The organism is Pseudomonas sp. LBUM1656 (assembly GCF_059716065.1).
On record NZ_CP166800.1, the window covers coordinates 63,794 to 87,688 of the forward strand.

25 protein-coding genes are annotated in these 23,895 nt (G+C 59.6%); 11 read left to right on the top strand and 14 right to left on the bottom strand.

Going from position 1 to position 23,895, the window contains the following annotated elements:
- Window positions 1–46 precede the first annotated feature (46 nt).
- The gene (locus ACA072_RS00295; protein ID WP_497622347.1) at window positions 47–337 is read left to right on the top strand and encodes a DUF2782 domain-containing protein; all 291 of its coding nucleotides are present in this window, start codon (window positions 47–49) and stop codon (window positions 335–337) included.
- A 58-nt stretch (window positions 338–395) separates the two neighbouring features.
- Window positions 396–1,346, top strand: coding sequence for a homoserine kinase (locus tag ACA072_RS00300; protein WP_497449608.1), 951 nt, complete (start codon window positions 396–398; stop codon window positions 1,344–1,346).
- Window positions 1,347–1,393: 47 nt separating this feature from the next.
- Here the strand turns inward: ACA072_RS00300 and ACA072_RS00305 are convergent, their stop codons facing one another.
- Window positions 1,394–2,314: a zinc ABC transporter substrate-binding protein gene (locus tag ACA072_RS00305; RefSeq protein WP_497622348.1), complete on the bottom strand. Its 921-nt coding sequence runs from the start codon at window positions 2,312–2,314 to the stop codon at window positions 1,394–1,396.
- A gap of 66 nt (window positions 2,315–2,380) precedes the next feature.
- On the opposite strand from ACA072_RS00305, the gene zur reads away from it, so the two are divergent.
- The 4 genes from zur to ACA072_RS00325 are packed head-to-tail and all read left to right on the top strand — an operon-like array spanning window position 2,381 to window position 5,180.
- A complete protein-coding gene (gene zur / locus ACA072_RS00310) occupies window positions 2,381–2,863 on the top strand; it encodes a zinc uptake transcriptional repressor Zur (protein WP_438659832.1) in 483 nt (160 codons plus the stop codon).
- Window positions 2,863–3,645, top strand: coding sequence for a zinc ABC transporter ATP-binding protein ZnuC (gene znuC, locus ACA072_RS00315; RefSeq protein WP_497622350.1), 783 nt, complete (start codon window positions 2,863–2,865; stop codon window positions 3,643–3,645). Before zur ends, znuC begins: the two co-directional genes overlap by 1 nt.
- A complete protein-coding gene (gene znuB / locus ACA072_RS00320) occupies window positions 3,638–4,426 on the top strand; it encodes a zinc ABC transporter permease subunit ZnuB (RefSeq protein WP_497296825.1) in 789 nt (262 codons plus the stop codon). Before znuC ends, znuB begins: the two co-directional genes overlap by 8 nt.
- Before the next feature lie 37 nt (window positions 4,427–4,463).
- A complete protein-coding gene (locus ACA072_RS00325; protein ID WP_497622352.1) occupies window positions 4,464–5,180 on the top strand; it encodes a PA5502 family lipoprotein in 717 nt (238 codons plus the stop codon).
- A 135-nt stretch (window positions 5,181–5,315) separates the two neighbouring features.
- On the opposite strand, the gene katE is transcribed toward ACA072_RS00325, so the two are convergent.
- Window positions 5,316–7,454 carry a catalase HPII gene (gene katE, locus ACA072_RS00330; RefSeq protein ID WP_497622353.1) on the bottom strand — a complete coding sequence of 713 codons (2,139 nt, stop codon included), beginning with the start codon at window positions 7,452–7,454 and terminating at the stop codon, window positions 5,316–5,318.
- A 260-nt stretch (window positions 7,455–7,714) separates the two neighbouring features.
- Between katE and ACA072_RS00335 the strand changes: the two genes are divergently transcribed.
- The 3 genes from ACA072_RS00335 to ACA072_RS00345 all read left to right on the top strand — a co-directional run bounded on the left by ACA072_RS00335 (window position 7,715) and on the right by ACA072_RS00345 (window position 10,241).
- Window positions 7,715–8,722, top strand: a complete 1,008-nt coding sequence (locus ACA072_RS00335) for a methionine ABC transporter ATP-binding protein (protein ID WP_497622354.1) — start codon at window positions 7,715–7,717, stop codon at window positions 8,720–8,722.
- On the top strand, window positions 8,722–9,396 hold the full coding sequence (locus ACA072_RS00340; protein ID WP_497622355.1) for a methionine ABC transporter permease: 675 nt from the start codon (window positions 8,722–8,724) through the stop codon (window positions 9,394–9,396). Before ACA072_RS00335 ends, ACA072_RS00340 begins: the two co-directional genes overlap by 1 nt.
- A gap of 74 nt (window positions 9,397–9,470) precedes the next feature.
- Entirely contained in the window at window positions 9,471–10,241 is a 771-nt protein-coding gene (locus tag ACA072_RS00345) for a MetQ/NlpA family ABC transporter substrate-binding protein (protein WP_497622357.1), read from the top strand.
- A 186-nt stretch (window positions 10,242–10,427) separates the two neighbouring features.
- On the opposite strand, the gene ACA072_RS00350 is transcribed toward ACA072_RS00345, so the two are convergent.
- From ACA072_RS00350 to ACA072_RS00370, 5 genes are read right to left on the bottom strand one after another with little or no spacing between them, the layout of a single operon-like run.
- Window positions 10,428–11,063, bottom strand: coding sequence for an SCO family protein (locus tag ACA072_RS00350; RefSeq protein ID WP_497622359.1), 636 nt, complete (start codon window positions 11,061–11,063; stop codon window positions 10,428–10,430).
- The gene (gene cyoE / locus ACA072_RS00355) at window positions 11,060–11,959 is read right to left on the bottom strand and encodes a heme o synthase (RefSeq protein ID WP_461956479.1); all 900 of its coding nucleotides are present in this window, start codon (window positions 11,957–11,959) and stop codon (window positions 11,060–11,062) included. Before cyoE ends, ACA072_RS00350 begins: the two co-directional genes overlap by 4 nt.
- Window positions 11,947–13,026 carry a COX15/CtaA family protein gene (locus ACA072_RS00360; RefSeq protein WP_497622362.1) on the bottom strand — a complete coding sequence of 360 codons (1,080 nt, stop codon included), beginning with the start codon at window positions 13,024–13,026 and terminating at the stop codon, window positions 11,947–11,949. The genes cyoE and ACA072_RS00360 overlap by 13 nt, the downstream gene beginning before the upstream one ends.
- Before the next feature lie 10 nt (window positions 13,027–13,036).
- Window positions 13,037–13,630, bottom strand: a complete 594-nt coding sequence (locus ACA072_RS00365) for a PA_0111/PP_0108 family redox-active disulfide protein (protein WP_497622364.1) — start codon at window positions 13,628–13,630, stop codon at window positions 13,037–13,039.
- Complete coding sequence (locus tag ACA072_RS00370) at window positions 13,596–14,336, bottom strand: SURF1 family protein (RefSeq protein WP_497622366.1); 741 nt, start codon at window positions 14,334–14,336, stop codon at window positions 13,596–13,598. Before ACA072_RS00370 ends, ACA072_RS00365 begins: the two co-directional genes overlap by 35 nt.
- A gap of 70 nt (window positions 14,337–14,406) precedes the next feature.
- Here ACA072_RS00370 and ACA072_RS00375 point away from each other — a divergent pair, with 70 nt between their 5' ends.
- Complete coding sequence (locus ACA072_RS00375; RefSeq protein WP_094469789.1) at window positions 14,407–14,610, top strand: twin transmembrane helix small protein; 204 nt, start codon at window positions 14,407–14,409, stop codon at window positions 14,608–14,610.
- Window positions 14,611–14,614: 4 nt separating this feature from the next.
- Here the strand turns inward: ACA072_RS00375 and ACA072_RS00380 are convergent, their stop codons facing one another.
- The 4 genes from ACA072_RS00380 to coxB form a co-directional block, all read right to left on the bottom strand.
- Complete coding sequence (locus ACA072_RS00380; RefSeq protein WP_109627106.1) at window positions 14,615–15,502, bottom strand: cytochrome c oxidase subunit 3; 888 nt, start codon at window positions 15,500–15,502, stop codon at window positions 14,615–14,617.
- A 25-nt stretch (window positions 15,503–15,527) separates the two neighbouring features.
- Window positions 15,528–16,079, bottom strand: coding sequence for a cytochrome c oxidase assembly protein (locus ACA072_RS00385; RefSeq protein ID WP_497622369.1), 552 nt, complete (start codon window positions 16,077–16,079; stop codon window positions 15,528–15,530).
- A gap of 126 nt (window positions 16,080–16,205) precedes the next feature.
- Window positions 16,206–17,792: a cytochrome c oxidase subunit I gene (ctaD, locus tag ACA072_RS00390; RefSeq protein ID WP_497622371.1), complete on the bottom strand. Its 1,587-nt coding sequence runs from the start codon at window positions 17,790–17,792 to the stop codon at window positions 16,206–16,208.
- An 82-nt stretch (window positions 17,793–17,874) separates the two neighbouring features.
- The gene (gene coxB / locus ACA072_RS00395) at window positions 17,875–19,002 is read right to left on the bottom strand and encodes a cytochrome c oxidase subunit II (RefSeq protein ID WP_497622373.1); all 1,128 of its coding nucleotides are present in this window, start codon (window positions 19,000–19,002) and stop codon (window positions 17,875–17,877) included.
- Window positions 19,003–19,373: 371 nt separating this feature from the next.
- On the opposite strand from coxB, the gene ACA072_RS00400 reads away from it, so the two are divergent.
- Complete coding sequence (locus ACA072_RS00400) at window positions 19,374–20,024, top strand: hypothetical protein (RefSeq protein WP_497622375.1); 651 nt, start codon at window positions 19,374–19,376, stop codon at window positions 20,022–20,024.
- A 120-nt stretch (window positions 20,025–20,144) separates the two neighbouring features.
- On the opposite strand, the gene ACA072_RS00405 is transcribed toward ACA072_RS00400, so the two are convergent.
- The 3 genes from ACA072_RS00405 to ACA072_RS00415 form a co-directional block, all read right to left on the bottom strand.
- Window positions 20,145–21,671, bottom strand: coding sequence for a SulP family inorganic anion transporter (locus ACA072_RS00405; protein WP_497622377.1), 1,527 nt, complete (start codon window positions 21,669–21,671; stop codon window positions 20,145–20,147).
- 89 nt (window positions 21,672–21,760) lie between these two features.
- The gene (locus tag ACA072_RS00410) at window positions 21,761–22,492 is read right to left on the bottom strand and encodes a carbonic anhydrase (RefSeq protein ID WP_497622379.1); all 732 of its coding nucleotides are present in this window, start codon (window positions 22,490–22,492) and stop codon (window positions 21,761–21,763) included.
- A gap of 243 nt (window positions 22,493–22,735) precedes the next feature.
- Complete coding sequence (locus ACA072_RS00415) at window positions 22,736–23,794, bottom strand: PA0069 family radical SAM protein (protein WP_497622381.1); 1,059 nt, start codon at window positions 23,792–23,794, stop codon at window positions 22,736–22,738.
- Window positions 23,795–23,895 lie beyond the last annotated feature (101 nt).

Below are 23,895 nucleotides of genomic sequence, written 5' to 3' on the forward strand. Positions count from 1 at the left end.
GGCGCTAGAATAGCGGGACCGTTGACGACAAAGGGACAAGGTTATCATGCGCACACTAAATCGCTTGCTGCTGGCTGGCCTGTTTGCAATCGCTCCAATAGCCGTCATGGCGGCGGACGATGCACCGTCGTCGGACCCGGACGTCACCATTCGCACGGAAGGCGATAAAAAGATCGAGGAATACCGTCAAAACGGTTTCCTGTACGCGATCAAGATCACACCGAAGGGAGCACCACCGTATTTCCTGGTGCGTGCGGACGGTACCGATGCAAACTTCATCCGCTCGGATCAGCCGGATATGCTGATTCCGTCGTGGAAAATTTTTGAGTGGAAGTAGTTTCTTAATTTCAATCGGCGCTGGCTCAAGCAGCGGCGCCCGTACTGGCAGTTTAAACATGTCTGTGTTCACCCCGCTGGCTCGGCCCGAGCTGGAAACCTTTCTCGCCCCATACGGGCTCGGCCGCCTGCTTGATTTCCAGGGGATTGCCGCCGGTAGTGAAAACACCAATTTCTTCATCAGCCTGGAGCAGGGCGAATTTGTCCTGACCCTGGTTGAGCGCGGTCCGGTTCAGGAGATGCCGTTCTTCATTGAACTGCTCGACGTGCTGCACGAGGCTGACCTGCCGGTGCCGTACGCACTGCGAACCACCGACGGCGTTGCCTTGCGCGAGCTGGCCGGCAAGCCTGCGCTGCTGCAACCGCGTCTGGCCGGCAAGCACATCAAGGTCGCCAACGCGCAGCATTGCGCTCAAGTCGGCGAATTGCTGGGCCATCTGCACCTGGCGACCCAGGCCAACATGATCAAGCGCAAAACCGATCGCGGCCTGGACTGGATGCTGGAAGAGGGCACGCAATTGCTGTCGCACCTGAATGCCGAGCAAAGTGATCTGCTGCAACGGGCGCTGGACGAGATCACTCAGCAGAAGACGAAAATTCTCGCGCTGCCACGGGCCAACATCCACGCGGATCTGTTCCGCGACAACGCGATGTTCGAAGGCACGCACCTGACCGGGTTGATCGACTTCTATAACGCGTGTTCGGGACCGATGCTCTACGACGTGGCGATTGCCTTGAATGACTGGTGTTCAGATGACGACGGGCTGATCGACGGACCACGAGCACGCGCATTGCTCGGGGCTTATGCCGCGTTGCGACCGTTCACGGCGGCTGAAGCCGAGTTGTGGCCGACCATGCTGCGCGTGGCGTGTGTGCGATTCTGGTTATCGCGCTTGATAGCTGCGGAGTCGTTCGCCGGGCAGGACGTGTTGATTCACGATCCGATGGAGTTTCAGCAACGGTTGGCGCAGCGGCAAAAAGTGAATACGCCTTTGCCTTTCGCCCTCTGAATTGTGGCGAGGGGGCTTGCTCCCTCGCCACAGGGTTATCGCTGTATTTACAACGACTCCAGACACCCCGCCAAATCATTCCCCAATTTCTCCAGCACTTGCTCATACCCCTGAGCAGTCGCCGGTGTGTACCCGCCCAGCGCATCCAGTTCCGCCAGTTTCACCGGCAAACCCGCCACCAGCGTTTCCGCCAGGCGCGGACGCAACGGTGGCTCACTGAACACACACGTCTTGCCGACTTCCTGCAAGCGCGTGCGCATCGCCGCGACATGCTGAGCGCCGGGCTGCACTTCGGCGGCAACGCTGAATACGCCGGCGTGTTTCAGGCCGTAAGCATCTTCGAAGTAGTCGAAAGCTTCGTGGAACACGAAGTAAGGTTTTCCCGCGATACCCGCCAGACGGGCTTTCAAGCGCAGGTCCAGCGCATCCAGACGTTCATTGAACGCCTTGAGATTGCTCTGATAACGCGCCGCATTGGCTGGATCGGCCGTACTCAGATCAGCGGCCATTTTGCTGGCGATCACTCGAGCGTTTACCGGGGACAACCACAAATGCGCGTCAAGACTGCCCGGGCGATGATCGTGATCATGCTCGTCGGCTTCTTCCGCGTGGGAATGACTGTCTTCGGCAAACCGGCGCAGTTTCAGACCCGGCAGGTCCTGAATCGCGACGCTCGGCAGCGTACGACCGTTCAGCACACGAGGCAGGAAACCTTCCATGTCCGGACCGATCCAGTAAACCAGATCCACCGATTGCACCTTCCGTACGTCGGACGGGCGCAAGGCATAGTTATGCGGCGAAGCACCCGGTGGCAGCAGCACCTCCGGGATCGCCACACGGTCCTGTACCGCAGCGGCAATCAGCTGTAGCGGCTTGATGCTGGTAAGCACTTTGACGTCGGCCTGGGCCGAGCCAATCAACAGAAAACTGGCGACAAATGCGACAAAGATAGAAAAAAGTCGGGACACGATGACCACTCGAAGAGGCGAGAACGGGTAACATAATAACGTCTCTCACAAAACTCGTCGCCGCTCATGCCTAAAACACCGATTGCCAGCCGTCCCCACGACCACTCTCATTGCGTGCATAGCGCACTGTCAGAGGCCGATGCCTTGTGCGCACGTCAAGGCTTGCGCCTGACCGCCTTGCGTCGGCGGGTACTGGAACTGGTGTGGCAAAGCCACAAACCGCTGGGCGCCTACGACATTCTCGCGGTACTCAGCGAGCAGGACGGCCGCCGCGCCGCGCCGCCCACCGTGTACCGCGCGCTGGATTTCCTGCTGGAAAACGGCCTCGTCCACCGTATCTCCTCGCTCAACGCCTTCGTCGGCTGCAATCACCCGGAGCATGCCCACCAGGGTCAGTTCCTGATCTGCCGCGAATGCCACGCGGCCATCGAGCTTGAACAGAAATCCATCAGCGACGCCATCATCAGCAGCGCCAAGGACGTCGGTTTCGTCGTCGAAAGCCAGACGGTTGAAGTGGTCGGCGTTTGTTCGGGTTGCCAGGGGGCTTGATGAGCAATGCGCTGATCCGCCTGGAGCAGGTTGCCGTCACCTTTGCCGGGCAAAACGTGCTGGATAACATCGAGCTGAGCGTCGAGCCTGGGCAGATCGTCACCCTGATCGGCCCGAATGGCGCGGGTAAAACCACGCTGGTGCGCGCTGTACTCGGTCTGTTGAAGCCGGACAGCGGTAGCGTCTGGCGCAAGCCGAAACTGCGGGTCGGTTACATGCCGCAAAAACTTCACGTCGATCCGACGTTGCCGCTGTCGGTATTGCGCTTCTTGCGGCTGGTGCCGGGTGTGGACCGCGCCAGAGCTTTGGCGGCACTCAAGGAAGTCGGCGCCGAACAAGTGATCGACAGCCCGGTGCAAAGTGTTTCCGGTGGCGAAATGCAGCGCGTGCTGCTGGCTCGGGCCTTGTTGCGCGAGCCGGAACTGCTGGTACTCGACGAACCGGTGCAAGGTGTCGATGTGGCCGGTCAGGCCGAGCTCTACAGTTTGATAACGCGCCTCAGGGATCGTCACGGCTGCGGCGTGTTGATGGTCTCCCATGATTTGCACCTGGTCATGAGCACCACCGATCAGGTGGTTTGCCTGAATCGTCATGTCTGCTGCTCCGGGCACCCGGAACAGGTCAGCGGCGATCCGGCTTTCGTCGAGCTGTTCGGAAAGAACGCACAAAGCCTGGCGATTTATCACCACCACCATGACCACGCCCATGACCTGCATGGGTCGGTGGTCAGCGCGGCCCCGACGGCCCCCCATGTCCATGGAGATAGCTGCAAGCATGGCTGATTTTCTGCTTTACGCCCTGCTTGCAGGTCTGGCTTTGGCACTGGTCGCAGGACCGCTGGGCTCGTTTGTGGTCTGGCGGCGCATGGCCTATTTCGGCGACACCTTGTCCCACGCAGCCTTGCTCGGCGTGGCGTTGGGCTTTCTGCTGGATGTCAGCCCGACCGTGGCCGTCACCGTCGGCTGTTTGCTGTTGGCGGTGCTGCTGGTGACGTTGCAACAGCGTCAGCCGCTGGCGTCCGACACGCTTTTGGGAATTCTCGCACCAAGCACGCTCTCTCTGGGCCTGGTCGTACTAAGCTTCATGCACGAAGTGCGGATAGACCTGATGGCGTATCTGTTCGGTGACTTGCTGGCGATCAGCCCGACCGACCTGGCCTGGATCCTCGGCGGCAGTGCTGTCGTTCTGGCTTTGCTGGTGACGTTGTGGCGGCCGTTGCTGGCGATCACGGTGCACGAAGAACTGGCCAGGGTGGAAGGTTTGCCCGTGCCGGCGCTGCGCCTGACCCTGATGTTGCTGATCGCTGTGGTGATCGCTGTGGCGATGAAAATCGTCGGTGTGTTGCTGATTACTTCGCTGTTGATCATTCCGGCGGCGGCGGCACAACGTCACGCCCGCTCGCCGGAGCAGATGGCACTGGGCGCGAGCCTGCTGGGCATGCTCGCGGTCTGTGGCGGGTTGGCGTTGTCGTGGTTCAAGGACACCCCGGCGGGACCCTCGATTGTTGTGACGGCCGCCGCACTGTTTCTGCTGAGTTTTGTCCTGCCCCGTCGAGGGGTGTAGACTTGCTCGTTTTTTGCGCAAATAGAGAGTCGCAGGAATGAAGCTGTTAGCCTCCCGTTATCTGCTCCTTGTCGCATTTTCGCTGCTACTGGGCGCTTGCCAAAGCACGCCATCGGCCACCACTGAGGCAACCGATGCACGGGCCACGGCCATCGCGCAGCTGGAACAAAACCTGGCCAGCAGCGAACTGGCCACCGCCGAAGATCAACTGGCGACCTTGCAGGCCCAATCGCCTGACGATCCATCCTTGGTGCAATATCAGCGGCAATTGGCTGAAGCCTATCTGCGTCGCAGCCAGATCGTGCTGCAAAAGGGCGACGTGAATGCGGCCGCCACGGCGCTGGCTCGTGCTCGGGCGTTAATGCCAAAGGCTCCGGCGCTGACGGGTGGGCTCAACAACGCCATCGTCGATGCCCGTAAAGCCGAGCTGGACAGGGCTGAAGCGGCGCTATTGGCTGCCGAGGCCAAACCGCAGGCGAAGGTGATTGATCCGACCGCCGAAAGCACCACGGTTGCGTTGAACCTCACCGATATGACCAAGCTTCGCCGCCAACTGGATGCGATCGCCGCTGATGTGGTGAATTACCAGTGCGACGTGAGCATTCAGGCGCCGCGCACCCAGGATTACCCTTGGCTAGCCACACTGCTGACCAAGCGGGTGAAGAAGCTGGATTCGGGGTTTGATCTGAATCTGCAGAAGCAGATCCTGCGCAACGTTCCGGCGCAGATCGTCTTGAGTCCTCGCAAGCCCTAAAAGCTTCGCGGGCAAGTCGAATCGTCGCACCGCCGCTCCCACAGGGTTTGTGGTTGACCACAGATTTGTGATCACTTCCAACCCACGGTGGGAGCGAGCTTGCTCGCGATAGCGTCTTCCCTGTCGATACAAAGCTTAAGCCGGAATCGCCTTGGCTTTCGGCTCCCGATCCCAAACCCGATGCTGCCCGATCGCGGCAAAAAACGGTTTGATCAACTTGGCATCCGCGCCCACGATCAGCCCGGCATCCACCTCAAGCTTCAACACATCCAGCAATTGCTTCGCTTCGCCATGCAGCGCAATCGCCTTCAAGTGCTTGTACGCCTCCAACAGGTAATGCAACGCCACGCCATCGCCGCTCAACGCCTTGATCGACGCCGCGCCACCGGGCACGAATACCGCATCGAACGCCACCGAAGGCAAACCTTCCATCGAAGCGTCCACCGGCAATGTTTTGCCATCGGCAGTGGTCACCGGCGCGGAGGTCGGGCCGAGCAACTTGGCGTGCGCGCCTTCAGCCTTCAGCGCCTTCTTCATTGCATCAATCGCAGCACCATCGACACCGTTGGCCGCCAGAATCGCCACTTTCCGGGTTTTGATATCCCCAGGCAGCAGGTTGGCCTGGCTCAACGCCGGCGAGCGGTCCAGAGACGTTTTACGCACGTCGACGGTGCCTGCTTTCGGCGCCGGCAAGCCGAGGTTCTGCGCCACGCGCTTGGCCAGTTCCAGGTCGATATTGGCCAGGATCTCATTCACCTGGCGTGCACGGATAAACTCACGCTCGACCTTGCCCAGCTCAAAGCTGTACGCCGAGATGATGTGTTCCTGCTCGTGCTTGCTCATGCTGTGAAAAAACAGCCGCGCCTGGGAGAAATGGTCGCTGAACGACTCGCTGCGCTGGCGAATCTTGTTGGCGTCGATGCGCTCAGGGTAACTCTCGAATCCACCGTCCTGCGCGGCGGGTGGCGTTTCTTTCGGCCAACCGCCATCGATGGAGTTCGGCTCGTAGGCCGCGCGGCCCTTGTCGATGGTGGTGCGATGCATTGCATCCCGCTGGCCGTTATGGAACGGCGCCACCGGGCGGTTGATAGGGATCTCGTGAAAGTTCGGCCCGCCGAGTCGGCTGATTTGCGTATCGGTGTAGGAAAACAGTCGGCCCTGCAGCAAAGGATCGTTGGAGAAGTCGATGCCCGGCACGATATGGCCCGGACAGAACGCAACCTGCTCGGTTTCCGCAAAGAAGTTGTCCGGGTTGCGGTTGAGGGTCATTTTGCCCAACGGGGTGATCGGTACCAGCTCTTCCGGGATCAGTTTGGTCGGGTCGAGGATATCGAAGTCGAAGTTATGTTCGTTTTCTTCCTCAATGACCTGCACGCCCAATTCCCATTCCGGGTAGTCGCCCATCTCGATCGATTCCCACAGATCACGACGGTGGTAATCGGTGTCTTTGCCGGCGAGCTTCTGCGCTTCATCCCACACCAGCGAACAAGTGCCGGCGGTAGGGCGCCAATGGAATTTGACGAAGCGCGACTTGCCTTCGGCATTGATCAACCGGAACGTATGCACGCCGAAGCCTTGCATGCTGCGCAGGCTTTTCGGGATCGCCCTGTCGGACATGGCCCAGATCACCATGTGCGCGGATTCCGGCACCAGCGAGACAAAATCCCAGAAGGTATCGTGAGCCGAGCCGCCGGTAGGAATCTCGTTGTGCGGCTCTGGTTTCACCGCATGCACGAAGTCAGGAAACTTGATCGCATCCTGGATGAAAAACACCGGCATGTTGTTGCCCACCAGGTCGAAGTTGCCTTCATCGGTGAAGAACTTCACGGCGAAACCTCGCACGTCTCGCACGGTATCGCCTGATCCACGTGGGCCCTGCACGGTGGAAAATCGCACGAAGACTGGGGTTTTCTTGCCCGGATCTTGTAGGAAACCAGCCTTTGTCAGTACCGAATGATTCTCATAGGTCTGGAAGAAGCCATGGGCGCCGGTGCCGCGGGCGTGAACGATGCGCTCTGGAATACGCTCATGGTCAAAGTGCGTGATTTTTTCACGCATGATGAAGTCTTCCAGTAACGACGGCCCGCGGGCGCCGACCTTCAGGGTGTTCTGGTTGTCCGACACCTTCACACCCTGATTGGTGCGCAGAGCCTGTTCGGTGGCATCGGAGCGGAATTTTTCCAGGCTGTCGAGCTTGGCGTTGGTGTTGCCGCGGTCCAGGGTATCGGTCCCGGCCAGTGCGCTTTTGGGGGCGGCAGGCTTTTTAGTACTCATCAGTCGTAAACTCCTCGTTGCGATCCCGTAGCCAGGACTCATATGCATTCCCCAGGCACGGCACCGGGGGCGTTTTCGAGTTGCCTTATTAGTGACTGATGAGGGTTTTAGCCGTTCCTTTTTTCTAACCTTTGATCGCGTTATTGCCAAATGGAAGGTTGAATGCGGAATAAATGCTAATAACCTCTATACGGACAGGCTAAAATGCGCGCCCGGCTAACCGCTGACCCTATTCCAACGCGCCCCACAAGGTTCGCTACGTGATCGAGTTTCAAAACGTCCACAAAACCTACCGCGTCGCCGGTAAGGATATCCCCGCCCTGCACCCGACCAGTCTGACGATTGAGAACGGTCAGGTCTTCGGCCTGATCGGTCATTCCGGTGCGGGAAAAAGTACCCTGCTGCGTCTGATCAATCGCCTGGAAGAGTCCAGTGGCGGCACGATCATCGTCGACGGCGAAGAAGTCACGGCGCTCGACGCCAACAGCCTGCGCCGCTTCCGCCAACAGGTCGGGATGATTTTCCAGCACTTCAACCTGCTGGCGTCCAAAACCGTGGCCGACAACGTCGCGCTGCCGTTGACTCTGGCCGGTGAGCTGTCGCGCAGTGAGATCGACCAGCGTGTCGCCGAGTTGCTGGCGCGGGTCGGTTTGTCCGACCACGCCAAAAAGTACCCGGCGCAGCTGTCCGGTGGCCAGAAGCAGCGTGTCGGCATTGCCCGCGCCCTGGCGACCAAGCCAAAAATCCTGCTGTGCGATGAAGCGACCAGTGCCCTGGACCCGCAAACCACTGCGTCGGTCCTGCAATTGCTGGCCGAGATCAACCGCGAGCTGAAACTGACCATCGTGCTGATTACCCACGAGATGGACGTGATCCGTCGGGTCTGCGACCAGGTCGCCGTCATGGACGCGGGTGTGATCGTCGAGCAAGGTTCGGTGGCCGAGGTGTTCCTGCATCCCAAGCACCCGACCACCAAGCGTTTCGTGCAAGAAGACGAACAGATCGACGAAAGCGAACAGCGTGACGACTTCTCTCACGTGCCGGGACGCATCGTGCGTCTGACGTTCCAGGGCGAAGCGACCTACGCGCCGTTGCTGGGTACCGTCGCTCGGGAAACGGGTGTGGACTACAGCATCCTGGCCGGTCGTATCGACCGCATCAAAGACATCCCTTACGGGCAACTGACCCTGGCCGTCACCGGTGGCGACATGGAGGCGGCGTTTGCCCACTTCACCGCGGCTGACGTCCACATGGAGGTCCTGCGCTGATGGAAGTCCTGACAAGTTTCTTCGTCAATATCGACTGGTACGAAATCTGGCTGGCGACCGGCGACACCCTGCTGATGCTCTTCGGTTCGTTGTTGTTCACCGTTTTGCTCGGCCTGCCGTTGGGCGTGCTGTTGTTCCTCTGCAGCCCGCGTCAGTTGCTGGAAGCCAAAGGCGTCTACGCGATGCTGTCGCTGATGGTGAACATCCTGCGTTCGCTGCCGTTCATCATTTTGCTGATCGTGATGATCCCGTTCACCGTGTTGATCACTGGCACGTCGCTTGGGGTTGCCGGTGCGATTCCGCCGCTGGTGATTGGCGCTACGCCTTTCTTCGCGCGACTGGTGGAAACCGCCTTGCGTGAAGTGGATCGCGGCATCATCGAGGCGACCCAGGCCATGGGCGCCACGACCCGGCAGATCATCACCAATGCCTTGCTGCCGGAAGCCCGTCCGGGCATCTTCGCGGCGATTACGGTGACAGCCATTACACTGGTGTCCTACACGGCGATGGCAGGTGTGGTCGGCGCGGGTGGCCTGGGCGACCTGGCGATCCGTTTCGGTTACCAGCGTTTCCAGCCTGATGTGATGGTCGTGACCGTGCTGTTGTTGCTGGTGCTGGTGCAAGTACTGCAAACCGTCGGCGACAAGCTGGTCGTACACTTCTCACGTAAATAAGCTTTTGTCATTAAATGCATGAGCCGGCCATTCGCTGGCAGGCGCCAAACGGGTGCCCACATGGAGTTAGCTGAATGAAAAAACTACTCGTCGCGTTCGCAGCCGTTGCAGCGTTTTCCGCTCACGCGGACACCCTGACCGTCGCCGCCACTCCGGTTCCGCACGCGGAAATCCTCGAATTCGTCAAACCGGCCCTGGCCAAAGAAGGCGTGGACCTGAAGGTCAAGGTCTTCACCGACTACATCCAGCCGAACGTGCAGGTTGCCGAGAAGCGTCTGGACGCCAACTTCTTCCAGCACCAGCCGTACCTTGATGAGTTCAACAAGGCCAAGAGCACTAACCTGGTCGCCGTTGCCGGCGTACACCTGGAACCGCTGGGCGCTTACTCCAGCAAGTACAAAGCACTGACCGAGCTGCCAGGCGGCGCCAACGTGGTGATCCCGAACGACGCCACCAACGGCGGTCGTGCGCTGTTGCTGCTGGCCAAGGCTGGTTTGATCAAGTTGAAGGATTCGAACAACATCCTTTCGACGGTCAAGGACATCACCGAGAACACCAAGGACCTGAAATTCCGTGAACTGGAAGCCGCGACCATCCCGCGCGTGCTGACCCAGGTCGACCTGGCGCTGATCAACACCAACTACGCGCTGGAAGCCAAGCTTGATCCGTCCAAGGACGCGCTGGTCATCGAAGGCAACGACTCGCCTTACGTGAACATCCTCGTTGCCCGTCCGGACGACAAGGACAGCGAAGCCATGAAGAAACTGGTGGCTGCCCTGCACAGCCCGGAAGTGAAAGCCTTCATTCTCGAGAAGTACAAAGGCGCGGTATTGCCGGCGTTTTGATTGACTGACGGCAAGCAAAAAAGGGGCGCATTCAAATGCGCCCCTTTTTTGTGCCTGGAATACGACCCTGTGGGAGCGGGCTTGCCCGCGATGGCGGTGCATCAGCCGACATTGATGTTAAATGAGAAGGCCTCATCGCGGGCCAGTCGAATCGTCGCACCGCCGCTCCCACAGGTTTTTGCAGTGTCACTTACGGTTAAGCATCACCGGCAACTGCGCCACCAATTTCACGTTGTTCAGCGGTGCGCGAATGAACCCGCGCTGTGTCCCGTCCGGCCCGATCACCGCCAGGTTGCCGCTGTGATCAACCGTGTAATTCGGCTTGCTGGTGTCCGCCGGAATGAACGGGATGCTCACCGCATTGGCCAGTTTCTGAATGTCTTCAACCGACGTCGCCGTGAGGCCCTGGAACTGCGGATCGAAGTAGCCCAGGTATTGCTTGAGCTGTTTGGGCGTGTCGCGGTTCGGGTCGACGCTGACCAGGATGATCTGCAACTTGGCCACAGCCTCTGGCGGCAGTTCGCTTTTGATCTGCCGCAGTTGGGCGAGGGTGGTCGGGCAAATGTCCGGGCAAAAGGTGTAGCCGAAGAACAGCAGCGACCACTTGTCTTTCAGCTCGTTGACCGCCACGGGTTTGCCGTCCTGATCGGTCATCGTCACATTTGGCAGGTTGCGGCTTTGCGGCAGCAAAATGATCCCGGCGTCGATCAACGCCGTCGGATCGCCCTCGCCTTTGCCGGACAGCACTTTGTTGATGGTCAGGCCCATAACCAGCGCGATCAGGGCGACGAGGATGAAGACGGTTTTCTGAGTTCGAGTCATAGGTTCAACAATAAGTAGTGGTCTACGAGCAGCGCGATAAACAGCAGAAACAAGTAATAGATAGAGTACTTGAAGGTGTTGATCGCCGCGTGCGGCCGAGTGCCACGGTACAGCACCACGGCCCATTGCAGAAACCTCGCGCCCAGTCCCAGGGCGCAAATCAGGTAGAGCATGCCACTCATGTGGATCACGTACGGCATCAGGCTGACCGCCAGCAGCGCAAAGGTATAAAGCAGGATGTGGACCTTGGTGTAATGCTCGCCATGGGTCACCGGCAACATCGGGATGTCGGCCTTGGCGTATTCCTCTTTGCGGTGAATGGCCAGGGCCCAGAAGTGCGGCGGGGTCCAGGCGAAGATGATCAGCACCAGCAACAAGGGTTCGGCGCTGATATGACCGGTTGCAGCGGTCCAGCCGAGCAGCGGTGGGGCAGCACCGGCGAGGCCACCGATGACAATGTTCTGTGGCGTCGCACGCTTCAGGAAACCGGTATAGACCACCGCATAACCGAGCAAGGACGCGAGGGTCAGCCAGGCCGTCAGCGCGTTGGTGAAGGCCAGCAGCACGGCTTGCCCAAGCACTGCCAATACCAAGGCAAAAGTAAGCGCCGCCGCCGGTGACACCCGACCTTCGGCCAGGGGACGTTTGTGGGTGCGAGCCATCACCGCATCGATACGCCGGTCCACCACATGGTTCACCGCCGCCGCACCGCCGGCACACAAGGCGATCCCCAGATTGCCGAACACCAGCACCGTCCACGGCACCCCCGCGCGGGTCGCAAGGAACATGCCGACCAGCGAGGTGATGAGCATCAGCACCACCACTTTCGGTTTGGTCAGCTCCAGGTAGTCACGCCAGATCGCCTGGCTGTGACGTTCGCCGATCAGAGTCGCCATGGCATCTCTCCTTTTATTGTTATGGGCCCGGCTGAGTGTTTGCGCGGGCTGAACCGCCAGCGCGCAGGGGATTGCTGTTTGGCCCGAACCAGGCTGGTCCGCGCGTGATAATTGACCAGCACCATCGTCAGCAACAGCGCTGCGCCGCCGGCGTTGTGAGCGACGGCGACGGGCAGCGGAAGGTGAAAGACAACGTTGCTGATGCCCAGCGTGATCTGTGCTGCGAGGGCGATCAGCACCAGCCCCGCCAGACGCGTCATGCCGACCACCTTCAGTTGCCAGGCCAGACCCAGCAGGACAAGCGTTACCAGCAATGCGCCGATACGATGAGTCACGTGAATGGCCGTGCGGGCATCGCTGTCCAGTTGCCCGCCGAGGTAATTGGGGCCGATGTGTTGCGTCAGGTGAAAACCGTTGGCGAAATCAGCCGGTGGCAGCCATTGCCCGTGGCAGGTCGGGAAGTCGATGCAGGCCACCGCCGCGTAGTTGGAACTGACCCAGCCACCGAGGGCGATTTGCAGGATCACCAGCAGCAACCCGGCCGTCGCCCAGTGCTGCAAACGTCGGGGCACGGTCAGCGCCGGCAGTACGCCGGACAGGCGCAAGGTCAGCAAAAACAGCAGGCTCAAGGTCGCAAAACCGCCGAGCAAATGCCCGGTCACCACTTGCGGCCAGAGCTTGAGCGTCACCGTCCACATACCAAACGCCGCTTGGGTGATCACCACCGCCAGCAGAAACAAGGGCAACTTCACCGGTTGCCCCGGATGACGGCGATGCACCCAGGCACGACCGGCCAGCACCGAAATCAGCAACCCCAGCGTGCCGGCGAAATAGCGGTGAACCATCTCGTTCCAGCCTTTGTGGGCTTCGACGGGCGCATCGGGAAAATGCAATTCGGCATGGGCCAGTTGGGCTTCGCTTTTCGGCACGCTGATAAAGCCGTAGCAGCCGGGCCAGTCCGGGCAACCGAGGCCGGCGTGGGTCAGGCGGGTGTAGGCGCCCAGCAACACCACAATCAGTGCCAGCAAGGTGGCAAACAGCGCGAGGCGAAATCCAGGTTTGGCCATGACGATGCCCTTATCCGATGTTCGACAGTTTCAGCAAATGACGCAGGTCGTTGAGCAGGTCTTTACCCTTCACCGTCGGGTCGTAGCGCAACACCAGATTGCCGTGGGGGTCGATGATCCACAGCTGGGGCACGGCTTTGTCGCCGGTGGTCTTGCTGAAGGTGGTCAGGTCCATGGGGTAACGTTGCAGTTGCGGGTATTCGCGGGTCAGCTTGGCGTCGTAATCACTGCTTAGCGGTTGCGCTGCGGCCAACGCGTGACTGGCGCGCCCCGCATCGCGGCCGAGGCCGATCTGGATCTGCCGCGCCAGGTAAACCAGCTGCTGGCAGTCCACCGAACACTCCCTGGGCGCCGTGACCAGCAATTGCCAACGCTCCTCCTGCGCCTGCACGCCAAGGTCGGCGCGGGTCTGGCCGTTGCCGATCAACTCGCCGTGATAACTGCGGCCTTCCGGCACCCAGAACTGCAATTTGTACATGCCTGTGGCGAGGATCATCGGACCGATCACCCCAAGCACAATCAGCAATAACTGCAACCGGCCCTTGCGCCGACTCGCCGGCGTTTTCGCCTCAGACATGCTGGGTGGATTCATGGCCGCTCCCATGGTGTTTCTCCTTTGCGTTGTGCCAGCCGAGATAGAGATAAAAACCGAACAGGGCGATCGACATGGCGAACCACTGCACGGCATAAGCGATATGTTTTTCCGGCCCCATGGCCACCACCGGCCAATCGGCCTGGTAGGACGCGGAACCGGTTTCTGCGCGTAATTCGTAGGCAAAACCGTCACGATCGAGCGCCGTCCACAGCTTGGCGGGTTCGACGGCAGTGATCAGTTGTGGCCAGGTGGTGGTGCTGGGGTCGGCGTGCAATTGGAAGGTGGCGCCGGGGGAGACGTAGACCCAGGCATCGAGACTCAAGGCCTGAGTCGGGGTAGTGAACTGCGGCGGGGTGCGCCGATCCGGCCACGGCAGCCAGCCGCGATTGACCAGCAGCCAGAGCCCGGTCGCCTGGTCCTGAAACGGTTGCAGCAGTTCGACACCGACCTTGCCGTCGCGCTGGCGGTTATCCAGCAGCAGGCTGTGTGTGGCATCAAATTGGCCGTGCAGTCGGACCCGGCGAAAGGCCAGATCCTCGGTGTGCAGCAGCTCGGTGCTGGCCATCGGCTCAGCCGCCCGGCGCTCGGTGTAGCTTTGCAGCAGCGCGCTTTTCTCCGCGCCCCGGCTCAGTTGCCAGAACCCGAGTGACACCAGCATGGGCAGCAATAGCGCGACCACCAGGGTCGGCACGATGCCCGGCCGAAAGCGCTTCATGGCGTCGCCAGAAAGTCGGTAGTCGCGATAGCTATACTCAAGTGCATCGCCTTTCCCCCGGAGTCTCACCATGCTCAAAGCAGCCATCGTCCTGATGCTGATTGCCACGGTTGTCAGCCTGTTCAGCGGCCTGTTTTTTCTGGTCAAGGACGACAGCAGCTCGAACCGCCTCGTCATTGCCTTGAGTGTGCGTGTTGCCTTGGCCGCTATCACCGTCGGCTTGATCGCCTGGGGTTTTTTCAGCGGCCAGCTGGTTTCCACTGCGCCTTGGTAAAGCCTCAGAGCACGTAGACGAAAACGAAAAGACCGATCCACACCACGTCCACGAAGTGCCAGTACCAACTCGCCGCTTCAAATCCGAACTGGTGCTCGTTATCGAAGTGCCCGCGCAGGACCCGCATCAGCATCACAAACAGAATGATGGTGCCCATGGTCACGTGGGCGCCGTGGAACCCGGTGAGCATGAAGAATGTTGCGCCGTAGATGCCGGAACCCAGGGTCAGGCCCAGTTCCTGATAGGCGTGGATGTATTCTTCGGCCTGAAAACCGAGGAATGCACAACCGAGCAAGACAGTGATGGCCAGCCAGATTTTCAGTGCACCGCGATGACCCTTTTTCAAGGCGTGGTGGGCGATGGTGATGGTGACGCTGGAACTCACCAGCAACACGGTGTTGAGCAGCGGCAGGCCCCAGGGGCTGATGACGTCCTTGGGTGCCGGGAAGAGTTTCGGGTCCGGGTTGTTCAGCAGCGGCCAGACGAACTCGAAGTTCGGCCACAACATGTGGGCGAGGCCTTTGGCGCCGTCACCGCCCAGCGATGGGCCAGTGATGTTGCGCACATAAAACAATGCGCCGAAGAATGCGATGAAGAACATCACCTCCGAGAAGATGAACCAGCTCATGCCCCAGCGGAACGAGCGATCCATCTGCGCGCTGTACAACCCCTGACGACTTTCCTTGATCACCGTCCCGAACCAGCCGAACAGCATGTAGGCCAGCAACAGGCCGCCGACGAAAAAGATCAACGGGCCGTGTGATTCGGGCCGCGCAGCTTTCAGGTCGTTGAACCAGGTAGCCAGGCCGAACACGGTGACGAACATACCGACGGTGGCGATGATCGGCCATTTGCTCTGGGCCGGTACGTAATAGTGCTCATGAGTTGCCATTTATTGTTCTCCTTATCGGGCACGCTCAGCCGCCAGTGTTTACAGCCACCGGGGGATGTCGGGCGGTGATATCGAACAGCGTGTAGGACAGCGTCAGGTGCTTCACTTCCTTGGGCATGTCGCGGTCAACGATGAAACGTACCGGCATCTCGATCCGTTGACCGGGCTGCAGCACTTGCTGGGTAAAGCAGAAACATTCGGTCTTGTGGAAGTACGCCGCGGCATTGCTCGGTGCGATGCTCGGTACCGCTTGCGCGCTCATCGGCTTATCAGTCGGGTTGTGCGCGATGAAAATCATCTCGTTCACCGCCCCCGGGTTGGCCGTCAGCTCGTCACTCTTGGGATAGAAATCCCAGGACATGTCGGCGGCATTGGTCGACAGGAACTGCACACGCACCTGCCGCGACGTGTCGACCGTCTGCTCGCCTTGGTACTGCCCGGAGGTCTTGCCATTGATGCCGAACGCCTTGCACATCACGTCGTAGATCGGCACCAAGGCAAACCCGAAGACAAACATCGCCACCACCACCAACAACAGGCGCGTGACCAGCTTTTTCATCGAAATCGAGTCAGCCATGGTCTCTACCCTCGACGCAGACCCTTGTGGGAGCGGGCTTGCTCGCGAAGCAGGCGCTGCGGTTTAGCAGGAACACCGCGTCATCGTTCTTCGCGAGCAAGCCCGCTCCCACATTGGGTAAGGTGTTCACTTCACTTCCGGCGGTTTGGTGAAGGTGTGATACGGCGCCGGTGAAGGGACGCTCCATTCCAGGCCTTCCGCGCCATCCCATGGTTTGGCCGGTGCCGGCTCGCCGCCGCGAATGGTCTTGATCACGATGAACAGGAAGAAGATCTGCGTGGCACCGAACATGAATGCGCCTATCGACGACACCATGTTGAAGTCGGCGAATTGCAGGTTGTAGTCCGGAATTCGGCGTGGCATGCCGGCCAGGCCCACGAAGTGCATCGGGAAGAACGCCATGTTCATGCCGATGAACGAGAGCCAGAAGTGCAGCTTGCCGAGCGTTTCGTCGTACATGTGGCCGGTCCATTTCGGCAGCCAGTAGTAAGCCGAGGCGAAGATTCCGAAGATCGCCCCCGGCACCAGTACGTAGTGGAAGTGCGCGACCACAAAATACGTGTCCTGGTACTGGAAGTCCGCTGGGGCGATGGCCAGCATCAACCCGGAGAACCCGCCAATGGAGAACAGGATCACGAACGCCACCGCGAACAGCATCGGCGTCTCGAAGGTCAGCGAGCCTTGCCACATGGTGCTGGCCCAGTTGAACACCTTCACGCCCGTCGGCACCGCGATCAGCAGCGTGGCGTACATGAAGAACAGCTCGCCCACCAGCGGAATGCCGACCACGAACATGTGGTGCGCCCAGACGATGAATGACAGGAAGGCGATACTGGCCGTGGCATAGACCATCGAGGTGTAGCCAAACAGCGGCTTGCGCGAAAAGGCCGGAATGATCGAGCTCACGGCACCGAAGGCCGGCAGGATCATGATGTACACCTCGGGGTGACCGAAGAACCAGAACACGTGCTGGAACAGCACCGGATCACCGCCACCGGCAGCACTGAAGAAACTGGTGCCGAAGTGGATGTCCATCAGCATCATCGTCACGCAACCGGCCAGCACTGGCATCACCGCGATCAGCAGGAACGCGGTGATCAACCAGGTCCAGACGAACAGCGGCATTTTCATCAACGTCATGCCGGGGGCGCGCAGGTTGAGGATGGTGGCGATCACGTTGATCGCACCCATGATCGAACTGATCCCCATCAAGTGGATGGCGAAGATGAAGAACGTCACGCTCTCCGGTGCGTAGGTCGTCGATAGCGGGGCGTAGAACGTCCAGCCGAAGTTCGGTCCGCCACCGGGAGTGAACAGGGTCGAAACCAGCAAAATGAACGCCGCCGGTAACAGCCAGAAGCTGAAGTTGTTCATCCGTGGCAGGGCCATGTCCGGCGCGCCGATCATCAACGGGATCATCCAGTTGGCGAGGCCGACGAACGCCGGCATCACCGCACCGAACACCATGACCAGACCGTGCATGGTGGTCATCTGGTTGAAGAATTCCGGCTGGACGATTTGCAGTCCCGGCTGGAATAGTTCGGCGCGAATCACCATCGCGAACGAGCCGCCCAACAGGAACATGGAAAACGCAAACCACAGGTACAGCGTGCCGATGTCCTTGTGGTTGGTGGTCAGCACCCAGCGCATCAGACCTTTGGCGGGACCGTGGGCGTGGTCGGCATGACCATGGTCATCGATGACGGCGCTCATGGCGTGTCTCCTGCAAACAGATGGGCTGGGCAGGCCGGGGCGCGCAGCCCCGACCGGTTCCTTACGTGCGCAATAGACCGGGTCATTTGCTTTCCGCCTGTTTCAGCTCCAGCACTTCTTTAGGAGTGACCATGTCGCCTTTGTTGTTGCCCCAGGCGTTACGTTCGTAGGTCACGACCGCCGCGATATCGACTTCCGAGAGCTGCTTGCCGAACGCCGCCATAGAGGTGCCTGGCTTGCCGTGGAAGACAATGTTCAAGTGATCCTTGATCGGTCCGGTGGCGATTTTCGAGCCTTTGAGCGCCGGGAACATCGGCGGCAAGCCCTGACCTTCGGCCTGGTGACAGGCAACGCAGGTGGTGTGGTAGACCTTGTCACCGCGCTCCTTGAGCTCGTCGAGGGTCCATTCCTTGCTGGTCAGCTCTTTAAGTTGCAGGGCTTCAGCCTTGCGCTCGGCCAGCCATTTTTCGTAATCGGCCTTTTCCTTGACCTCGACCACGATCGGCATGAAACCGTGGTCCTTGCCGCACAACTCGGCACACTGGCCACGGTAAATGCCGGGCTTGTCGACGCGGGTCCAGGCTTCGTTGACGAACCCCGGAATCGCGTCGCGCTTGACCGCAAAGGCCGGCACCCACCAGGAGTGGATAACGTCGGCGGACGTCACGAGGAAGCGCACCTTGGCGCCAATCGGCAGCACTAAAGGCTTGTCGACCTCGAGCAAGTAATGCTCGCCCTTCGTTTCCTTGTTGTGGATCTGGTCAGCGGGGGTCGTCAGGTTGCTGAAGAACTCGACGTCCTGGCCCAGGTATTTGTAGTGCCACTTCCACTGATAGCCGGTGACCTGGATATCGATATCCGGCTCACTGGCGTCGTACATCTTGATCAGGGTTGCCGTCGCAGGAACCGCCATGGCCACCAGGATCAGGAAGGGCACGATGGTCCAGAGGATTTCGACGGTGGTGCTTTCATGAAATTTTGCGGCCACCTGCCCGGTGGAGCGGCGGTGGACCATCATCGACCAGAACATGGCGCCGAAGACGATGATGCCGATCACTACACAGATCCAGAAAATGGTCATGTGCAGGTCAAATACTGCGTGACTGATTTCAGTCGCTCCCGGCGCCATATTCACAGTCCAGGCGGCTTGCGCCTGGCTGAAAATCGACCACAACAGGAGGCCCATCCAGACGTGTGGATGTCGCATCATTGCGGGTTCCCCTTATCGTTCTTGTTATCCCGCCGGCGTTCACCTGCGGCAAGGGAGCGGCTTTTTCAGACTACGAACTTGAATCGCCGAGCCTTGCTGCGTGTGCAGTCGGGCGTCATCAGCTAACTCCATTCCCACCCGAGTATAGACAGCGACTGCTACCTCGCAACGTGATGGCGTAAATGATCTGAAACAGCTGGGACTTGCGTTCAAGGTCACGAATGGGGAAGGATGCAGACGAGTGGTGGCAAATCGATATAACGGAGGCGTCTCAAGGATGAAACAATTATGACAAATGCGTCTTAGCATTTTTCATAAGCAAGCTAAGTTATGTCTTCCCTATTTCATTGCCTTTGTTTCCTGGAGTTTTCATGAACACCGCCGCATTGCGCGAGCAGATCCAAAAAGCCCAACAACACGAGGCCGAGACCGGCCTGTTGACTCGTCAGCTTGAAAGCAAACTGCCTCATCTGCATCCGTCGATCCAATTGCCGGAGGCGGATGCCAACGGCGTGCTGACGCGTTTTGTCGCCGCCTACATTAATGAAGTGCCTGATCTGCTGGATGCAGCCAATGAAGTTGCCAGGGAAGCGGGTATCGAGTCGCAGATCAAACCGGTGTTGAAAATCGCCGAACAGTACTTCCTTCAACCCCCGGCGATAATGGCCGGTCATGTCGGCCTGGACGGCCTGCTGGACGAAGCGTATCTGGCGCATCGGTTGGTTGAAGAGGTCAATGACCTGTACATCAAGCATTTTGGCCAGCCACTGATCCCCTTGGACATGACTGTCGCCAACCTGATTGCCCACCAACTGATCGGCGAGGAATTCGCCAATCAACTGGATGAGGCGGTGCATCACGCCGTGGACGAGATGCTCAACGACGAAAGCTTCGCCCTGGAGTCGGTCGAGGCCTACCGTGAAAAGCTCAGCAGCCCGGACACGGGGGCCGCGTGGAAACGCTGGCCTTGCATGTCCCGCCGGTTAGGCGTGGGTCTGGAGCTGGATCAGCCCGCCGCCTGATTTTTTAGAAACAACACCATCCCTGTGGGAGCGGGCTTGCTCGCGAATGCGGTCAATCATTCAATATTAATGTCGACTGATACAACGCCTTCGCGAGCAAGCCCGCTCCTACATTGTTACCTACGCGGCCGAACCGACGCCGGTAGTCGTACGCAACCGGCCTTCCAGCCTGCGCTTCAACCCCCGCGCTTCAATCAACAACTTCGACCCCTTGGCCGCATTGGCCCTGCCCCATTCCTCGAGCAATTCCAGACACGAGTGATCGATGTAGCTCAGGTTATTGAGCGGCACGTGCACCGTCGCGCCTGCTGGAATGGTCCCCAGCACCTGGGTCAACGCCGGCACCTTGAGAAAGGTCGCTGCCCCCGTCAGTCGCAACTCCATCTCACCTTCCGCCGGGAGGTCGATCAGGCTGATTTTCAGCCGTGAAGCTTTCCAGGCCAGTTTCGCCAACGTCAAACCGAAGCCGATCAGCACGCCGGTCAGCAGGTCGGTGAAGATGATTGCCAGGGCCGTCGCCGCGTAAGTAAACATCGGCATCCGCCCATATCGGCCCAGACCGCGGAAAGCCTTGAGGTCGACCAGTTTGAAACCGGTGTACACCAGCACGCCCGCCAGGCTCGCCACCGGAATGCTTTGCAGCACGCTGGACAGCAGCAACACGAAAGCCAGCAGCCACAGACCGTGGAAGATCGCCGACATTCGCGTGGTGGCGCCGGCCTGGACGTTGGCCGAACTGCGCACGATCACGCCGGTCATGGGCAGTGCCCCCAGCAGACCGCAGAGCATGTTGCCGACACCCTGCGCCGACAATTCCCGATCAAAGTCGGAACGCTGGCCACTGTGCATTCGGTCCACCGCTGCTGCCGAAAGCAAGGTTTCAGCGCTGGCAATGAAAGCCACGGCGAAAGCGGCGATCAGCAGCGTCGGGTCAGCCAGATTGAGCAAGTCGGCAGGCTTCAGCCAGTCGATGGCCTCCGCCAGGTTGGCCGGGACTTCCACACGTTTGACCTGCAAGGCGAGCATCAGGCTGGCGACCGTAGCCAGACCTACGCCAAGCAGTGCGCCGGGAATGAAACGCAGGGAGTGGGGGCGGAATTTCTCCCACAGCCACATCACTGCAATCGTCGACAGACCAAGCAACCCAGCCTGCCAACCAAGGGAAGGCAAGGCCTGGATCACGGCCGCCGGGAAGGCAGCGAGGTTATCCAGCCCCGAGGGCTTGGGCACGGCATCGAGCATCACATGCACCTGTGAGAGCACGATCAACACGCCAATCCCGGCGAGCATGCCGTACACCACCGCAGGTGCGGTAACCCGAAACCAGCAGCCCAGCTTGAAGCGCCCGGCCATCAGTTGCAGAAAACCCGCCAGCAGCAGGATGGGCCCGAGCATGGCAATGCCATGCTGGCGCACCAGTTCGAACACGAGAACCGCCAGGCCCGCCGCCGGGCCACTGACTTGCAGTGGTGAGCCGGCAATCCAGCCCACCACCAGGCCACCGATGATCCCGGTGATCAAGCCTTTGGCCGGCGGCAGGCCCGAGGCGATGGCGATACCCATGCACAAGGGCAGGGCGACCAGAAACACAACCACGGAGGCCAGCAGCTCCCGTGGCAAAACAGCTTTAAGTTGAGCAGCACGCATGGTGACTCTCCCGACGTTTTCTTCAGGCGTGGCAAAGCCAGACTGCTTGATCAGCAGCCCCGGCTAAACCACACAAGGATTTAGGAGGATTAGAAGCGCGCTTTGGGCGTCGCCACCGGAATTGGATGACTGCCATCGAGCGGCAGGAAACACCCTTTATCGGCGTCGTAAGCTCTGATTTCGCTGGTTTCGATGTTGTAGATCCAACCATGGATAAACAACTGACCGTTGGCCATGCGCGAGGCCACGGAAGGGTGCGTACGCAGATGCTGCAGCTGAGCGATCACATTCTCTTCGGTGAGGACGTGCATGCTTTCGCCTTCATCAGCGCAATGGCAGTTTTCCTGGACCATGGTTTTTGCCACTTCGGCATGACGCAGCCAGGCTTTGACCGTGGGCATTTTTTCCAGGCTTTGCGGGTTGAGCACGGCGCGCATCGCGCCACAGTCGGAGTGCCCGCAAATGATGATGTGCTGTACGCCGAGGGCCAGTACTGCGTATTCGATGGCCGTGGAAACACCACCGTTCATCTGCCCGTAAGGCGGGACCACGTTGCCGACGTTACGGGTCACGAACAGGTCGCCGGGGGCGCTTTGGGTAATCAGCTCAGGAACGATGCGCGAATCGGCGCAGGCGATGAACATCGCTCGAGGGCTCTGGGCCGTGGCGAGTTTTTTGAAGAGCTCTTCCTGTTGGGGAAAAACTTCGTGATGAAAATGCAAAAAGCCGTCAACGATGTGCTTCAGCGCTGCATCGGCGGTTTCCGCCTCGGGTTGGGCTGAAGCCGACGCAGCCAACGGCTGTTTATCCTTGTCACTCATGATTCATCCTCTTTGGCGGAGTCAGGGAATTTTCCCGTTTTGTCCGGTGTGAAGCCAGTGGCTGTTTAAAAAACATCCAGGCCGAACATCTCGACCCGTCAGTCACTCGATGAACAAGGTATCTGCCGAAACTTAACTCAAACTGAATCAAGCGCTCTAGGACGTGTGTTCCAGGTCACAGAAAACGTGACCAGCCTAATGGCCAAGTGCTTTTCCCACTACTCAACCATAGGCCAATTGTCCTCAAATCAATGACATCTGGCGACCTGGCGGACAGAAGGCGTCGCAGTCCAGATTAAAGCCTTCGCGACGATTGAGCCCCAAACGTTTGATGGTTTTGGCAAAGCGTTGCGCCAACAGATCGGCAAACGGCCCTTCACCGCGCATCCGGGCGCCGAATCGACTGTCGTAGAGTTCTCCGCCACGGCTCTGACGGATCAGGCTCAACACATGCGCGGCACGCTGCGGATAGTGAGCGGCCAGCCATTCTTCGAACAGCGGCGCCACCTCCAGCGGCAGACGCAACATCATATAGGCCGCACTCTGGGCACCGGCGGCATGCGCTTCGGTGAGCAGGCTCTCCAGTTCGCAGTCGTTGATCATCGGAATCATCGGCGAACACAGTACACCCACCGGAATTCCGGCTTCACGCATCACGCGGATCGCTCGCAACCGGGCTTTCGGCGCCGCCGCACGCGGTTCGAGAATGCGTTTGAGTTCATCGTCCAAAGTAGTGAGGCTGATCATCACCGCCACCAGCCGTTGCTCGGCAAGTTCGGCCAGCAGGTCCAGATCCCGAAGAATCAGTGATCCCTTGGTGATGATCGTTACCGGATGTCGATAACGCAGCAGCACTTCAAGCGTCTTGCGGGTGATTTTGTGTTCACGCTCGATCGGCTGATAAGGATCGGTGTTGGAACCCAGGTTAATCGGCGCGCATTGATAGCCGCGCTTGGACAGCTGTTCTTCCAGCACATCGGCGGCGTTGGTCTTGGCGATCAGTTTGGTTTCGAAGTCGAGCCCCGGTGACAGGTCCCAATAAGCATGGCTGGGGCGCGCATAGCAGTAGATGCAGCCATGCTCGCAGCCGCGATAGGGATTGATCGAGCGATCAAAAGGCAAGTCCGGTGAATTGTTTCGGGTGATGATGGTTTTCGCCGTTTCGATGCGCACTTCCGTGCCCTGCGTGATCGGCGCTTCCTGATACCAGCCGTCATCCTCCGCCACCGAGCGATTCGGTGCGAAGCGGTTGTGCGGGTTGGTTGCGGTGCCGCGGCCGCGAGGGGGCAGAGGGATAGCCATCGACAGGATCCTTTAGCTGTATGTTAATACAGTATAGGGGCGCAGCCGGATTGGCCAGTGCCGTTCGGCGCCTGACAATTGTTAATGATTGTCTAGTTGTT